This window comes from Mycobacterium sp. E2327, from assembly GCF_001672675.1.
Classification (GTDB): Bacteria; Actinomycetota; Actinomycetes; order Mycobacteriales; family Mycobacteriaceae; genus Mycobacterium.
This window is the reverse complement of the sequence record NZ_LZKE01000242.1, coordinates 70,763-85,704: the sequence shown is the minus strand read 5'-3', so window position 1 is coordinate 85,704 and position 14,942 is coordinate 70,763. Positions and strand designations below refer to the sequence as shown.

Annotated in this window: 19 protein-coding genes; 12 read left to right on the top strand and 7 right to left on the bottom strand. The window is 66.6% G+C overall.

Annotated elements, in window-relative coordinates; genetic code table 11:
* Positions 1–11: 11 nt before the first annotated feature.
* Positions 12–1,118, bottom strand: coding sequence for an acyl-CoA desaturase (locus A5712_RS27990; protein ID WP_068113143.1), 1,107 nt, complete (start codon positions 1,116–1,118; stop codon positions 12–14).
* 25 nt (positions 1,119–1,143) lie between these two features.
* Positions 1,144–2,238 (bottom strand): ferredoxin reductase, encoded by a 1,095-nt coding sequence (locus A5712_RS27985; RefSeq protein ID WP_068113142.1) that lies wholly within the window; start codon positions 2,236–2,238, stop codon positions 1,144–1,146.
* 70 nt (positions 2,239–2,308) lie between these two features.
* Here A5712_RS27985 and A5712_RS27980 point away from each other — a divergent pair, with 70 nt between their 5' ends.
* Positions 2,309–2,983 carry a TetR family transcriptional regulator gene (locus A5712_RS27980; RefSeq protein WP_068113139.1) on the top strand — a complete coding sequence of 225 codons (675 nt, stop codon included), beginning with the start codon at positions 2,309–2,311 and terminating at the stop codon, positions 2,981–2,983.
* 37 nt (positions 2,984–3,020) lie between these two features.
* On the opposite strand, the gene A5712_RS27975 is transcribed toward A5712_RS27980, so the two are convergent.
* Positions 3,021–3,377, bottom strand: a complete 357-nt coding sequence (locus A5712_RS27975; protein WP_068113137.1) for a hypothetical protein — start codon at positions 3,375–3,377, stop codon at positions 3,021–3,023.
* Between the two features lie 120 nt (positions 3,378–3,497).
* On the opposite strand from A5712_RS27975, the gene A5712_RS27970 reads away from it, so the two are divergent.
* Entirely contained in the window at positions 3,498–3,860 is a 363-nt protein-coding gene (locus A5712_RS27970; RefSeq protein WP_082973700.1) for a DUF732 domain-containing protein, read from the top strand.
* A gap of 8 nt (positions 3,861–3,868) precedes the next feature.
* On the opposite strand, the gene A5712_RS27965 is transcribed toward A5712_RS27970, so the two are convergent.
* On the bottom strand, positions 3,869–4,474 hold the full coding sequence (locus A5712_RS27965) for a GNAT family N-acetyltransferase (RefSeq protein ID WP_068113303.1): 606 nt from the start codon (positions 4,472–4,474) through the stop codon (positions 3,869–3,871).
* A gap of 51 nt (positions 4,475–4,525) precedes the next feature.
* Here A5712_RS27965 and A5712_RS27960 point away from each other — a divergent pair, with 51 nt between their 5' ends.
* Complete coding sequence (locus A5712_RS27960; protein WP_068113134.1) at positions 4,526–5,623, top strand: F420-dependent hydroxymycolic acid dehydrogenase; 1,098 nt, start codon at positions 4,526–4,528, stop codon at positions 5,621–5,623.
* A gap of 80 nt (positions 5,624–5,703) precedes the next feature.
* Entirely contained in the window at positions 5,704–6,282 is a 579-nt protein-coding gene (locus A5712_RS27955) for a hemerythrin domain-containing protein (protein WP_068113130.1), read from the top strand.
* Between the two features lie 59 nt (positions 6,283–6,341).
* Here the strand turns inward: A5712_RS27955 and A5712_RS27950 are convergent, their stop codons facing one another.
* A complete protein-coding gene (locus A5712_RS27950; RefSeq protein ID WP_068113126.1) occupies positions 6,342–7,238 on the bottom strand; it encodes a manganese catalase family protein in 897 nt (298 codons plus the stop codon).
* A 133-nt stretch (positions 7,239–7,371) separates the two neighbouring features.
* Here A5712_RS27950 and A5712_RS27945 point away from each other — a divergent pair, with 133 nt between their 5' ends.
* The gene (locus A5712_RS27945; RefSeq protein WP_068113123.1) at positions 7,372–8,070 is read left to right on the top strand and encodes a GAF and ANTAR domain-containing protein; all 699 of its coding nucleotides are present in this window, start codon (positions 7,372–7,374) and stop codon (positions 8,068–8,070) included.
* An 81-nt stretch (positions 8,071–8,151) separates the two neighbouring features.
* Positions 8,152–9,447, top strand: coding sequence for an acyl-CoA dehydrogenase family protein (locus A5712_RS27940; protein ID WP_068113299.1), 1,296 nt, complete (start codon positions 8,152–8,154; stop codon positions 9,445–9,447).
* A gap of 68 nt (positions 9,448–9,515) precedes the next feature.
* Here the strand turns inward: A5712_RS27940 and A5712_RS27935 are convergent, their stop codons facing one another.
* Positions 9,516–9,971, bottom strand: a complete 456-nt coding sequence (locus tag A5712_RS27935; RefSeq protein WP_068113120.1) for a MaoC family dehydratase — start codon at positions 9,969–9,971, stop codon at positions 9,516–9,518.
* A 94-nt stretch (positions 9,972–10,065) separates the two neighbouring features.
* On the opposite strand from A5712_RS27935, the gene A5712_RS31555 reads away from it, so the two are divergent.
* The 6 genes from A5712_RS31555 (at position 10,066) to ag85C (ending at position 14,143) form a co-directional block, all read left to right on the top strand.
* Positions 10,066–10,242, top strand: a complete 177-nt coding sequence (locus tag A5712_RS31555) for a hypothetical protein (RefSeq protein ID WP_197519518.1) — start codon at positions 10,066–10,068, stop codon at positions 10,240–10,242.
* 14 nt (positions 10,243–10,256) lie between these two features.
* Positions 10,257–10,754 carry a metallophosphoesterase gene (locus A5712_RS27925; RefSeq protein ID WP_068113113.1) on the top strand — a complete coding sequence of 166 codons (498 nt, stop codon included), beginning with the start codon at positions 10,257–10,259 and terminating at the stop codon, positions 10,752–10,754.
* A 56-nt stretch (positions 10,755–10,810) separates the two neighbouring features.
* Positions 10,811–11,266: a MarR family winged helix-turn-helix transcriptional regulator gene (locus tag A5712_RS27920; RefSeq protein ID WP_068113111.1), complete on the top strand. Its 456-nt coding sequence runs from the start codon at positions 10,811–10,813 to the stop codon at positions 11,264–11,266.
* Complete coding sequence (locus A5712_RS27915) at positions 11,263–12,084, top strand: ATP-binding cassette domain-containing protein (protein ID WP_068113108.1); 822 nt, start codon at positions 11,263–11,265, stop codon at positions 12,082–12,084. The genes A5712_RS27920 and A5712_RS27915 overlap by 4 nt, the downstream gene beginning before the upstream one ends.
* Positions 12,074–12,901: an ABC transporter permease gene (locus A5712_RS27910; RefSeq protein ID WP_231982265.1), complete on the top strand. Its 828-nt coding sequence runs from the start codon at positions 12,074–12,076 to the stop codon at positions 12,899–12,901. The genes A5712_RS27915 and A5712_RS27910 overlap by 11 nt, the downstream gene beginning before the upstream one ends.
* Before the next feature lie 210 nt (positions 12,902–13,111).
* A complete protein-coding gene (gene ag85C / locus A5712_RS27905) occupies positions 13,112–14,143 on the top strand; it encodes a diacylglycerol acyltransferase/mycolyltransferase Ag85C (protein WP_068113105.1) in 1,032 nt (343 codons plus the stop codon).
* A gap of 35 nt (positions 14,144–14,178) precedes the next feature.
* On the opposite strand, the gene A5712_RS27900 is transcribed toward ag85C, so the two are convergent.
* Positions 14,179–14,892 (bottom strand): YoaK family protein, encoded by a 714-nt coding sequence (locus A5712_RS27900; RefSeq protein ID WP_068113102.1) that lies wholly within the window; start codon positions 14,890–14,892, stop codon positions 14,179–14,181.
* Positions 14,893–14,942: the final 50 nt, after the last annotated feature.

Here is a 14,942-nt window from a genome sequence, read left to right as displayed (position 1 = left end):
GGACTCATACGTTATGCGGCGACCGGAAGCCGATCGGCGGGGTGGTCCCCACTGGGTTTCCGCACCCAAGAGTCCGGGAAGGTCAGCTTGACGATCTTGCGGACGACGGTGCCGAACTGCCGCGCCAGCGGGCCGCGGTTGTAGGGGATGCCGTAGCGCCGGCAGATCTCCTGCACCTCGGGTGCGATCTCGGCGTACCGGCGAGCCGGCATGTCCGGGAACAGGTGGTGCTCGATCTGGTGCGACAGGTTGCCGGACAGCAGGTGAAACAGCTTGCCCCCGGTCAGGTTTGCCGATCCCAGGACCTGGCGGAAGTACCACATGCCGCGGGATTCGTCCTTGGTCTCCTCGACGGTGAATTCCTGGGTGCCGTCCGGGAAGTGGCCGCAGAAGATGATCATGTACGACCACACATTGCGCATCAGGTTCGCCGAGAGGTTGCCCGCGAAGACGAACGGCGCGAACGGCCCGGCGAGCAGCGGGAAGGCGACGTAGTCCTTGAGCGTCTGGCGCCGGGTCTTCTTCCAGATCTCCTGCAGCACCTCACGCTTGTCGCGCAGCCGGATCTCACCGGAGCGGATGCGTTCGGTTTCCAGCTCGTGCAGCGCGACGCCGTACTGGAACAGCACCATCAGCAGGAACGCGTAGACCGGGTTGCCCAGGTAGTAAGGGTGCCAACGCTGGTCTTCGCTCATCCGCAGGATGCCGTAGCCGATGTCGCGGTCCATCCCCACGATGTTGGTGTGGGTGTGATGCATGTAGTTGTGCGAGTGCCGCCACTGATCGGCGGGGCAGGCCGTGTCCCACTCGAACGTGCGGCCCGAGATCGCGGGGTCGCGCATCCAGTCGTACTGGCCGTGCATGATGTTGTGCCCGATTTCCATGTTGTCGAGGATTTTCGACACGCCCAGCATCGCGGTGCCCAGCGGCCACGCCGGCGGCAGGAACAGCAGCGCGCGTCCGCCGACCTCCAGCGCGCGCTGGGTCTTGATGACCCGGCGGATGTAGTCGGCGTCCGCTTCGCCCAGGTCCGCCATCACGCGTTCCTTGATGGCGTCGAGTTCGCGGCCGAATGCCTCGGCCTGCTCGGGGGTCAGGGTGATCGTGTTCTGTGTCATGGCTCTTCCTTTCAAGGTTCGGAACCTAGAGAGACAGGTCGACGTCACCGACGGGCACGGACACGCAGATCTGCACGTCCTCGTCGGGTTGGGTCGACACCGCGCCGGTGATCAGGTTGCGCACCGTTCCGGCGGTCTTGCGCCGCGTGCAGGTGTGACAGATACCCATCCGGCAGCCGTTCTGCGGCGTCAGGCCGGCCGATTCGGCCTGCTCCAGAAGCGAGCGACCGTCGTCGACGACGTCGATCCCGCTGTCCGCGAACATGATTCGACCGCCCGACGGGTTCGCCGGTGCGTCGAAGACGGGCGGCACGAAGCTCTCGGTGTACACGTTGTCACAGTGCTCCCGCACCGCCTCGACCAAAGCCGTTGGCCCGCAGGCGAACACCACATCGGGGTTGGGCATCGCGGCGGCCAGGTGCTCCGGCCCGAAGCGCCCGGCGAGGTCGCCGGCGCCCGAGCGGGTGTAGCCGTGCAGCACGCGCACGCCGGGCCGATCGTCGTGGGCGGCGAGTTCCTCGCGGTAGCACGCCTCCGCGGGGGTGCGGGCGTAGTGCACAAACGCGACCTCGCCCCGATGGTGCTCGGCGATCAGCGTGCGCAGCATCGCCATCACCGGCGTGATGCCGCTTCCACCGGAGACGAACAGGATCCGCTGCGGGCGCGCCTCGGGCAGGACAAAGTCACCGCCGATCCCGGCCAGGCCGACCACCATGCCGCGGCGGGCCCGTTCGTACAGATAGCTCGACACCACCCCGCCGTCGTGGTGACCGATCGTCAGCTCGAGGTTGGCGCTGCCTTCGGCGTTGGCCGGCGAGTAGCAGCGGGTGTGGCGCCGACCGTCGATGTCGACGGCGAGGTTGACGTACTGGCCCGCCTTGAGCGTGTGGGTCGACGCGAAGGCCTCGTTAGGGGCGAGCGCGAGGGTGACGCTGCGCGGGGTGGTGCGGCGCACGTCCACGACCTTGGCGCGGGCCTCGCCCAGCGTCCAGGTCGGCGCCACCAGCTCGGTGTAGCGGTCCACACCGTGCGGACCGGTGAGGAGGTCTAACAGGTCTGAGCCCAGGACGCGCTTGCGCAGGGTTTGCGCGAGGTTCCGGGTCGAAGTTTGAGTGAACATATGTACACCGTGCGTCCGGCCACCGCAGGTAGTCAAGGGTTTAGTGCACATTTGTGGTAGGGTTCACATAGTGAACAGCCGTACTCCTAGCTCACGCCCGCATCGCTCGGGTCGAGAGCGCTCACGCGAGAACCCGTCGCGCGAGGAGCGCAAGGAGGCCACGCGCCGCGCCATCATCGCCGCGGCCCTCAAGCTGCTGCAGGACCGCAGCTTTTCCAGCCTGAGCCTCCGCGAGGTGACCCGTGAGGTCGGGATCGTGCCCGCGGCCTTCTACCGTCATTTTGAGTCGATGGAGGCCCTCGGGCTGGTGCTGATCGACGAATCGTTTCGCACCCTGCGCGACACCTTGCGCGGTGCGCGGACCGGCCGGCTGGATCCGAACCGGGTGATCGAGTCCTCGGTCGACACCGTCATCGCCAGCATCACCGATCGCCGCGAGCACTGGCGGTTCATCTATCGGGAACGCTCGGGCGGGGTCACCGTGCTGCGCTACGCCATTCGCACCGAGCTGCGGCTGATCACCTCCGAACTGGCCACCGACCTGGCCCGCTTCAACAGGCTCAACGAGTGGAGCACCGAGGACCTCAACGTCCTGGCGACCCTGTTCGTGAACGCGATGATCGTCATCGCCGAGGCGATCGAGGACGCTCAGACCACCGAGGCACTGGAAGACATTCGGCGGCTCGCCGTCAAGCAGTTGCGGATGATCACCATCGGCATCGCCGGCTGGCGAAGCGCTCCCTAGCGACGGTCAGTTCGTCAACGGAGTGAACAACCGAGCACTAAACATCGGTCTGTTCGTCGACGACCTCGTACAGCGATTCGCCGTCCTCGGGAGTGCCGTCGATTTGGGCCCGGTGGGCGCGCCCGGGGCCGCCGTCATCGGTCGCATCGACCGACGGCGGTGCGCCGGTGAATACGTCCGGCTCCTCTTCGGCCAGCCGCTGGTCGAGGGATTCGCCCTCCCGCTCCTCGCGGGCCGTCATCCCGAACCGGTCGGCTTCGCTCCAGCCCTCGGGCGGGTCTACGACGATGTCGCCGTCGTCGTTGCGCAGCTCGTCGGAGTCGGTGCCTTCGCTCGGGTTGAGGGTGTCGCCGGGACCGCCCTCCTCGGGAAAGTCGCCGTTGTCGATAGCCATACGGATCGGTTGCCCCTGGCCCCGGCGATTAAACTTTCGCAATTTCCGATGTGACCGACCCCGCAGGCGCATACGCTGCGATCTTCCGGGCAAATTCACTCAGCGAGAGAGTCTCAGCACATGTTCTTCCGCGCATCTCCGGTCGCAGCGGCCATCCTGGCGGCCGGGGCGGTGATCGGCGGAATCGGGTTTGCGCCGCCGGTCCTGGCCGACTCCGCCGACGACTCCTTCCTCCAGGCCCTCGACGGCAACGGCATCCAATACGGCACCGTCGACAACGCGATGTTCCTGGCCAGGGCCTACGTGTGCGACCAGCTCGCCGCCAACCCGGGCGAACCGATGAACGATGTCGTAGCCGGCGTGGCCGGTTATACCAACTGGTCCAACGCCGACAGCGCGTCATTCACCGCGTCGGCCATCACCGCCTACTGCCCGCAATACCAATACATGGCCAGTGGGCCGACCAACGTGCCGATTTCTTAGGCACCGTTCTACCGCGGGTCCCGCCACATCGCCCACAGCGTCGGGCCGCCGTCGGGCAACTGGATCTCGCGGGTGACGGTGAAGCCGAAACGCTCGTAGTACGGCACGTTTTCGGGCTTGCTCGACTCGAGATAGGCCGGGCAGTATTCGGCATCGCAGCGGTCCAGCCGGGAGCGCATCAGGGCTTGGCCGAAGCCCTGCCCGCGGACGGCCGGGTCGCTCCCGATCACGGCGAGATACCAGTGCGGTTCCTCGGGATGGTCCCGCTTCATGACTTCCTGCACCGTGCGCGCCCTCGCCGAATCCGACCCGAAGACCCGAATAAAGCTCGGCAGCATCGCCAGCTCTTCCCAGCGCGACTGCCGCCAGCGACCCGGCGGATCCCACAGGGCCGCGGCGCCGACGCCGGGCCCGTCGCCGGCCACCTCAACGCCGCCGCCGGCCAGATGGTGGCGGCGCGTCAACGTCGCGAACACCCGGATCAGCTGCGCGGGCCGCGCGTTCTCGTCGGGCAGCATCCAGGTGGTGACGGGGTCGTCGTAGAACGCGCGGGCCAGGGTGCGTGACAGTTCGCGGATGTCGGCTTTGCGCGCCGGGCGCGCCTGCGGTGCCACCCACGCCACGTTAGTGGGTGTGGCGAGCAGCATGACGGGTATGCCGGTCCGGTGAGCGGCATCTCGCGGCGAAAGCTCGGGCGGATGGCCGCCGGCGTGGGCGCGCTGGGCGCTGTCGGAGTGCCGCAGGCCTGTGGGAAGCCCGGGTCCGACCGCGGCAAACCGACCGCGCCGCCGCCGGCGGCGGGCAAGGGCGTGGGGGTGGTGCTCTCGCACGAGCAGTTCCGCACCGACCAACTGGTCGCGCAGGCCCGGGCGGCCGAGCAAGCCGGCTTTCAGTACGTGTGGGCCAGCGATCACATCCAGCCGTGGCAGGACGACGAGGGCCACTCGATGTTCCCGTGGTTGACCCTGGCCCTGGTCGGCAGCGCGACCAGCCGAATCTCGTTCGGCAGCGGGGTGACCTGCCCGACCTACCGCTATCAGCCCGCCACGGTGGCCCAGGCGTTCGCCTCGCTGGCGATCCTTAACCCCGGACGGGTGTTCCTGGGATTGGGCACCGGTGAACGGCTCAACGAACAGGCCACCACAACTGCGTTCGGAAATTACGCCGAGCGTCACGACCGACTGGTCGAGGCGATCGGGCTGATCCGCCAGCTGTGGAGTGGTTCGCGAATCTCCTTTGCCGGCAGCTACTTTCAGACGAACGCTTTGAAGCTCTACGACACACCACCGACGCCGCCCCCGATCTTCGTTGCCGCCAGCGGGCCCAAGAGCGCGAAGCTGGCCGGTCAGTACGGCGACGGCTGGATCACCCAGGCCCACGACTTGACGAACCCGACGTTGCTCGCCGCATTTGGCGCGGGTGCCCAGGCCTCCGGGCGGGACGCCGCCAATTTGGGTAAGCGCGCCGAACTTTTCGCGGTCGTCGGCAACAACGACGTGGCCGCCCGCGCCGCGACGCTGTGGCGGTTCACCGCCGGCGCCGTCGACCAACCGAACCCCGTCGAGATCCAACGCGCCGCCGAGGCCAATCCCATCGACAAGGTGCTGGCGAACTGGGCGGTCGGCACCGATCCCGCGGCCCACATCGGCGCCGTGCAAAGGGTTCTCGACGCCGGAGCAATCCCGTTTATGCACTTCCCCCAGGACGACCCCGTCACCGCGATCAACTTTTACGGCGGCAACGTCTTGCCCAGACTCCGCTAGTCGTTGCTAGTCGTTTGACGGTCCCAATCCCGGGTATTCGCAGGCCACTTCGAGTGACAAGCCCAACTGGAAGGCAAGGCATGGACGCGATCACTTTTCTTCGTCAGGACCATCAGAGCGTGCTCGGGCTGTTGGAAACGCTGGACGGCGCACCCTCGGGCTCGGGCGCCCAGAGCAGTGGCCTCGAGACCATAGTGAACAACCTCATCATCGCCGAGTCGCAGCACGAAGCGATCGAGGAACAGTTCTTCTGGCCGGCGGTGCGCCGCGCGATCGGTGACTCGCTCGCGGACAAGGCGATCGAGCAGGAGCAGGCCGGAAAGAAGCTGCTGCAGCGACTGGAGGACGGCAAGCCGGGAGACGCCGACTACCACGAGGCGCTGCAGGAATTCGTCAAAGCCGGCCGCGAACACATCGCTTATGAGCAAGAACAGGTCTGGCCGCAGGTCGAGGTGGCGATCAGCCGGGAAGAGTTGGAGAAGATCGGCGAAAAGCTAGAGGCCGCAAAGAAAATGGCGCCCACCCGCCCGCACCCGGCCACTCCGCCCAACCCGGCCGTGTTGAAGACGGTCGGCATGGGCGCGGCGGTCGTCGACCACGTGCGCGATGCCGTCACCGGTCGCGCCGAGGACAACCCGCCCGATCCGCAGGTTCATTAGGCCAGGTATTCGAAGGCCGGGCGTCGAATGGATCGGCGCCCGGCCTTCGTTGGTTTGAATCAGCTTGTCGGAGTGCGCTGTTCGTGGGTGAACGGCTTCTCGGCGTTCACGGCCGGTGACCCCGACGGGTTCTGCTCGGCGCCCTTGTTTTGCCGGCCGGTACCCCCCAGCCATTGCTGTTCGGGCTTTTCCACGTACTCCCATTCCATGCCCTCGGGCCACGGTCCCTGCCCCTGGTTCCACGGCCCGCGGATCGACTCGCCGCCACCGTTGGACATGTTGAACGCCACGTTCTGGAAGCGGGGATCTGCCGGCAGCTGTCCCGGTGGGAAGTTCACCGGCAGCTCGTTGAGCGCCGCGGTGAACTGCTGGTAGTGGGTGACTTCGCGGGTCATCAAGAACGTCAAGGTGTCTTGCACGCCGGGATCGTCGGTGAACTGCTTGAGGTACTCGTAGACGATCTTCGCCCGGGACTCCGCGGCCAGGTTACTGCGCAGGTCCACCGTCGGATCGCCGTTGGCGTTGACGTAGGAGCCCATCCATGGCACCCCCTGCGAGTTGCTCACGTCGGGCGTGCCACCGTTCAGCGCGAAATACAGCGGGTTGACCGCCACCTGGTGGATGATCTGGTCGCGGCCATCGCCGCTGGCCACCGCGGGCATCCAATCGCATTTCTCGTTGGCGATTTTCAAGTTGTCGTTGAGCCCGTCGAGCAGCATCGTGATCATCGAGCCGACCATCTCCAAGTGGCTGAGTTCCTCCGTGGCGATGTCCATGAACAGGTCGTACATCTTGGGGTTTTTGCCCCGGAGGGCAAAGGCCTGGGTGAAGTACTGCATTGCGGCTTTGAGCTCGCCATTGGCGCCGCCGAATTGCTCCTGCAGGAGCGTGGCAAACCGGGGATCCGGCTCGCTGACTCGCACCTCGAATTGAAGATCTTTGTTATGCACGAACATTGGGCCTCCCGGGGAATTTGCGATAGTCCTGGTCGACGCCGGGTACCCCTGAGCTATGTGACGAAACGCTGGCGACAGCAAATCTCGTAACCGACCATGGCCGCGACTTGCGGACGAAGGTAGGACCCGATTAATGAATGTTTCGAACTTGGGCGCCAAACACCAGCTGGCCGAGCGCATGGCGCAGCTGTCCCGCGAGATGGCCGCGCCTCGAGCGCTCGAGCATGTGCTCGCCGATGTGACAGCGGCGGCGGTGCAGTTGATACCGGCGGCGGACATCGCCGGCGTATTGCTGGTGCAAAAGGGTGGGGATTTCGCGTCTCTCGCGGACACCGACAGCCTGGTCGCCCAGCTTGACAAGCTGCAGCACGACTTGGGCGAGGGGCCGTGTGCCGACGCCGCCCTCAAACAAACGGTGGTTCGGGCCGACGATATGCGCAACGAGCCCCGGTGGCCCCGCTACGCCCCGGCGGCCGTGGCGCACGGTGTGCTCGGCAGCCTGTCGTTCAAGCTGTACACCGCCGACCGCACGGCCGGCGCGCTGAACTTGTTCAGCTTCGGCGCCGGCGTGTGGGACACCGAAGCCGAGACCATCGGATCGGTGTTCGCCGCGCATGCGGCCGCGGCGATCACGGCGGGGCGCCACGGTGAGCACATGGAATCGGCGCTGTCCAGCCGAGACCGCATCGGTCAGGCCAAGGGCATCATCATGGAACGCTACGGCGTGGACGACGTGCGCGCCTTCGAGATGCTGCGGGCGCTTTCCCAGGAGAGCCAGGAGAAGCTCGTCGACATCGCGCAGCGCGTCATCGAGACCCGCCGCGACCGCTGATCCCCCGCCACCGCCATTTAGGATGGTGTGGCTTCATCAACGAGTCCGGTGCGGCGCTGCGCCGGGGAACGGTTGGCCACGGTGTGGGACTTCGAAACTGACCCGGAATACCAGGCGAAGCTGGACTGGGTCGAAAAGTTCATGGTCGACGAGCTGGAACCGCTCGATCTGGTCGCGCTCGACCCGTATGACAAGAAGAACGCCGAGATGATGGCGATCCTGAGGCCGCTGCAGCAGCAGGTCAAGGACCAGGGCCTGTGGGCCGCGCATCTGCGGCCCGAGCTCGGCGGTCAGGGCTTCGGTCAGGTCAAGCTGGCGCTGCTCAACGAGATCCTCGGACGCTCCCGGTGGGCACCTTCGGTCTTCGGCTGCCAGGCGCCCGATTCGGGCAACGCCGAGATCCTCGCGCTGTTCGGCACCGACGAACAGAAGGCGCGCTACCTGCAGCCGCTGCTCGACGGCGAGATCACCTCGTGCTACTCGATGACCGAGCCGCAGGGCGGTTCGGATCCGGGGATGTTCGTGACAACGGCGACCCAGGACGGTGACGACTGGGTCATCAACGGGGAGAAGTGGTTCTCCAGCAACGCCAAACACGCGTCGTTCTTCATCGTGATGGCGGTCACCAAACCCGACGCCCGCACGTACGACAAGATGTCGTTGTTCATCGTTCCCGGCGAGACGCCCGGCATCGAGATCATCCGCAACGTCGGCGTCGGCGGCGAGTCGGGAAAGCACGGCTCGCACGGCTACGTCCGCTACAACGACGTGCGGGTGCCGGCCGATCACGTGCTGGGCGGCGAGGGCCAGGCGTTCATGATCGCGCAGACGCGACTCGGCGGTGGCCGCATCCACCACGCGATGCGCACGATCGCCTTGGCGCGCAAGGCATTCGACATGATGTGCGAGCGGGCGGTGTCACGCAAGACCCGGCACGGCCACCTGTCCGACTTCCAGATGACGCAGGAGAAGATCGCCGACAGCTGGATCCAGATCGAGCAGTTCCGGCTGCTGGTGCTGCGCACCGCGTGGCTGATCGACAAGCACCACGACTACCAGAAGGTGCGCCGCGACATCGCGGCGGTCAAGGTCGCCATGCCGCAGGTGCTGCATGACGTCGCGCAGCGGGCGATGCACCTGCACGGTGCGCTGGGCGTCTCCGACGAGATGCCGTTCGTCAAGATGCTGGTCGCGGCCGAATCACTGGGCATCGCCGACGGCGCCACCGAGCTGCACAAGATGACGGTCGCCCGGCGGACGCTGCGCGAATACCAGCCCATGACAACGCCTTTCCCGTCTGCGCACATCCCGACCCGGCGGGCCGAGGCCGAAGCCAGGCTGGCCGAGCGCCTAGAACACTCGATCGCCGAGTTCTAACCGCGAGCAGACGCAGAATCGCACTCGCCCACCGGTTTTGGTGCGATTCTGCGTCTGCTCGCCTGTGTTCAGGAGATGTAGCGGACGATGCTTTCGGCGACGCACGCCGGCTTGGGCGCGCCCTCGATCTCGATGGTGGTCGACACCGTCGCCTGCACGGCGCCGTCACCCAGGTCGTCGACGCTGACCAGCGAGCTCTGCGCGCGAACGCGCGAGCCGACCGGCACCGGGGCGGGGAAGCGAACCTTGTTGAGGCCGTAGTTGATTGCGAGCTTGATCCCTTGCACGGTGTACATCTCGTGCTGCAGCCGCGGCAGCAGCGAAAGGGTCATGAAACCGTGGGCGATGGTCTTGCCGAACGGACCGGCCGCCGCCCGTTCCGGGTCTACGTGGATCCACTGGTGATCGCCGGTCGCGTCGGCGAACAGGTTGACGTCTTCCTGGGTGATGGTCACCCAGTCGCTCTGCCCGATCGTCTCGCCCGCCGCCGCGGCGAGGTCCGCTACTGATTCGAAGGTGCGCATTGGTCCTCCTCGGGATGCTGTCGATGCCCGCATGCACCCTATCGGAGCCGATCATCGCCGTTTCGCGCGCCGCTGCGCGGGAAACCTGGATCCCATGCCGGAAAACAAGGGCCACAGGGCCGAGGAAGACGTCGAGCCCGAAGTGCACGAGGCTCGATCACGCGCCGCCGAAGGCGACGACGGGTCGTACGTGGGCGCGGCCGGTTCCGACGACACCTTCGACGCGGGTGAGACGGGCGCCGAGGCCCGCAGCCAGGACGGCGAGCGGTAGCGCAAGATGGCGGCGTGAGGCTGCTGCTGATTGCCGACACCCACGTCCCGCGGCGCGCCCGCGACCTGCCCGCGCGGATATGGGACGAGGTCACCGCGGCCGATGTGGTGGTGCACGCCGGCGACTGGGTTTCGACCGACTTGCTCGACGCGCTGGAAACCCGGGCCGCGCGGCTGGTCGCGTGCTGGGGCAACAACGACGGGCCGGCGTTGCGGGCCCGGCTGCCCGAGCGTGCCGATGCCACGCTGGACGGTCTGCGCCTGACCGTGGTCCACGAGACCGGCGCCGCGGCCGGCCGGGACGCGCGGATGTCGCGGCTCTACCCCGACCGCGACGTGCTGGTGTTCGGCCATAGCCACATCCCGTGGGATACGACGACGCACACCGGACTGCGCCTGCTCAATCCGGGTTCGCCCACGGATCGTCGCCGGCAACCGTTCTGCAGCTACATGACCGCCGGCGTCGACAACGGGACGTTGACCGACGTGGTCCTGCATTCGCTCGAAAAGTAGCTGGGAGCTAGCCCCCACACAGCTCACACCCATATTTAGCTCGTAAACAGAGGTATATGGGGGCAGTGAAGTCCGATGTGGCCGCCGAGCTGTTCGGCGTCGTCGGCAGGTTTCGCCGGCAACTTCGCCGGTCGGCCGGCCGCGGGTTCGACTCCGCGCGGCTGTCCGAGGCCCAGGCGGAGCTGCTGTGGCTGGTCGGACGGCGACCGGGGATCTCGGTCAGCGCCGCCGCGGCGGAGCTCGGCCTGGTGCCCAACAGCGCGTCGACCTTGGTCTCCAAGCTGGCCGGCAACGGACTGCTGATCCGGACCGTCGGCGAATCGGACCGCCGCGTCGGCCAGCTGCGGCTCGCCGAACCCACCCAGCAGCTCGTCGACGCGTCTCGGGCCGCGCGCCGGGCACTGGTCACCGAGGTACTCGGCGAGCTCGACGAAGATCAAATCGAGTCCCTGACAAAGGGATTGGAGGTTCTTGACACCATGACCCGACTACTTCAGGAGCGGCAATCATGAGCGAACGACTGCCGATGGCGATCGACGGCCGGAACCTGACCTACCGGTACAACCAGTTCACCGCCGTCGATAACGTGACGTTGCAGGTGCGCCCGGGCGAGACGATGGGCCTGCTGGGACCCAACGGCGCCGGAAAGACGACGCTGGTCCGCATGCTCACCACGTTGACGCCGGTGCAGCGCGGCGAGTTGCGCATCTTCGGCATGGACACCCGCCGCCAGACGATCGACATTCGCAGCAACATCGGCTATGTGCCCCAACAACTTTCGGTCGAGCCCGCGTTGACCGGGCGGCAGAACGTGCAGTGGTTCGCGCGGCTCTACGGGGTGCCGCGCGCCGACCGGGCCGAACGGGTGGAACAGGCGCTGGCCGCCATGGAACTTCTCGACGTGGCCGACCGGCGGGCCGGGGCGTACTCCGGCGGCATGGTGCGCCGCCTGGAGGTGGCGCAGGCGCTGGTCAACCGCCCGTCGCTGCTGGTGCTCGACGAGCCGACGGTGGGGCTGGACCCGATCGCCCGCGATGGTGTCTGGCAGCAGGTGCGGAGCATGCAGGCCCAGTTCGGCATGACGGTGCTGCTCACCACCCACTACATGGAGGAGGCCGACGCGCTGTGCGATCGGGTCGCACTGATGCACCGCGGCCGGCTGCGCGCCGTGGGCACACCCGCGAAGCTGAAGGCCACCGTGTCGCCCGGCGCCACGCTCGAGGACGTGTTCCGCCACTACGCGGCGGAGGACCTGTCCGGCCAGGCGGAATCGTCGGGCTCCTTCCGTGAGATCCGTTCCAGCAGAAAGGTTGCCAGCCGTGCCAGTTGACATCGCACCCAAAGCCCCGGCGGCCACCCTGGTTCGCGCCCCGCGCGGGTGGCAACGGGTCCAGGCGACGCTGGCGCGGGTCGGGGCGTTCGCGATCGTGGAACTGCAGAAGCTGCAGCACGACCGGACCGAACTGGTCACCCGGATGGTGCAGCCCGCGCTGTGGCTGCTGATCTTCGGCACGACGTTTTCCAAGTTGCACGTCATCCACACCGGGTCGGTGTCCTACCTCGCGTTCCTGGCGCCCGGGATCATCGCGCAGTCGGCGCTGTTCATCTCGATCTTCTATGGCATACAGATCATTTGGGACCGCGACGCCGGCGTGCTGGCCAAGCTGATGGTGACGCCGGCGCCCGCGTCGGCGCTGATCACCGGCAAGGCGTTCGCGGCCGGGGTGCGGTCGGTCGCCCAGGTGGTCGGCGTGATGGCGCTGGCGTACCTGATGAACATCGGCCTGACCATCAATCCGCTGCGGATCCTGGCGGCGATGGCCGTGGTGATGCTCGGCGCGGCGTTCTTCGCCTGCCTGTCGATGACGCTGGCCGGCCTGGTCCTGTCCCGCGACCGCCTGATGGGAATCGGCCAGGCCATCACGATGCCGTTGTTCTTCGCGTCCAACGCGCTCTACCCCGTCGACGTGATGCCCACCTGGTTGCACGCGCTGAGCAAGGTCAACCCGCTCAGCTACGAGGTGGACGCGCTGCGGGCGCTGTTGATCGGCACCCCGTACAACCCGGCCGACTTCATCGTGCTGGTGTTGGCGGCGCTGATCGGAATCGCCACGGCTTCAACGCTTTTGCGCCGGCTCGTCGCGTAGGGGCGCCACCGGCACGGTTTCGTGAGCCATTCGTGACCCGAACGTGACGATTCCCGGCCGACTCCCAATCGTTAGCCAACCGCGATCTCCGAACGCGGCCGCGACAGACGAATTACGCCCTCCCCCTGTGTTTCACTGCGCAGGCGAACAGATTCGACCGTAGTCGTGCGGCATCGAACAAACGATGAAAGTTGGGATGGGTAGGGAGCTATGTCGTTCATCGAAGAGGTGCGGAAGGTGCGTGGCGCAGCGGCGAGGATGCCACGCCGGCTGGCCATCGCGGCCGTGGGGGCTGCCCTATTGTCGGGTCTGGTCGGCGCCGTCGGCGGCGCGGCTACCGCGGGGGCGTTCTCGAAGCCGGGACTCCCGGTGGAATACCTGCAGGTGCCATCGCCGTCGATGGGCCGCAACATCAAGGTGCAGTTCCAGCCCGGTGGACAGCACGCCGTGTACTTGCTCGACGGCCTTCGGGCACAGGACGATTACAACGGCTGGGACATCAACACCCCGGCCTTCGAGGAGTTCTACCAGTCCGGGTTGTCGGTGATCATGCCCGTCGGCGGGCAGTCCAGCTTCTACAGCAACTGGTACCAGCCGTCGTCCGGCAACGGCCAGAACTACACCTACAAGTGGGAGACGTTCCTGACCCAGGAGATGCCCGGGTGGCTGCAGGCCAACAAGCAGGTGTCGCCGTTCGGCAACGCCGCGGTGGGTCTGTCGATGTCGGGCGGTTCGGCCCTGATCATGGCCGCCTACTACCCGCAGCAATTCCCCTATGCCGCTTCGCTATCCGGCTTCCTCAACCCGTCCGAGGGCTGGTGGCCCACCCTGATCGGTCTGGCGATGAACGACTCCGGCGGCTACAACGCCAACAGCATGTGGGGTCCGTCCAGCGACCCGGCGTGGAAGCGCAACGACCCGATGGTCCAGATTCCGCGGCTGGTCGCCAACAACACGCGGGTCTGGGTGTACTGCGGTAACGGCACCCCCAGCGACCTCGGCGGCGACAACATGCCGGCGAAGTTCCTGGAAGGCCTCACGCTGCGCACCAACGAAACCTTCCAGAACAACTACGTGGCCGCGGGCGGACGCAACGGGGTGTTCAACTTCCCGGCCAACGGGACGCACTCGTGGCCCTACTGGAACCAGCAGTTGGTTGCCATGAAGCCGGACATCATCCAGGTGCTCAACGCCGTCAACACGACCGCGCAACCGGCGCAACCGGCACAACCGGCCACCTGACACCCCCAAAGCCGGCATCGGCAGTAGCGCACCGGTCAGCGCTGCTGCCGATGCTGCTTTTCTGACCGGTCATTCAACAGCGCCCGGCGATCCTGGTGGAAGTAGGTGTATCCGGTCGTCAGCGCGCACACGGAGGTGGCGACCACCAGCATCCAGGTGCCGTTGACGACGAGGCTGATGCAGCCACCCACCACGGCGCCCAGGACGAAGCTGCTGAACAGCAGGAAGTAACCGAGCCAGTCCGCCGCGGTTCCGCCGGCGATGTGGCGTTCGATGCCCTGGCCCATCTTGACCAGCGTCCCGGTCACGTAGCTCAGCGGCACGGACACCTCGCCGTCCTTGACGAACGACGTGTTCAACGCGCCAATAGCAAAGGCGACCAACATGATTGGCGCGAAATCGAGGAGATTTTCCTCCCAGCCCTCGTCGCGCACGTCTACCACGGTGGCGGCCAGCAGGCTGAAGGTCGTCAGGACGGTGGGGCCGTGCGGATGCGCGACCCAGAAATGCCGGCGACACACCGACGCGATCACCACGCCGGCGACGAAGCACACGATCAGCAGTGCCGCCGATACCGAGAGCACCACGTCACCGCGGAAAAAGCCCAGCGCGGCGCGCTGGGCATTGCCGGTCATGAAGGTGACGAAATATCCGGCCGAATGGGTGAATGCCGTCGCTCCCAGCACGCCGGCCAGCCCGGCCAGCAGCCATGACAACCGTGCCTCACTGTTGAAAGTTTCACTCGCCACACAAACATGCTGTCAGACGCACACCCAAATCGCAGGTGGCACATAGGAAA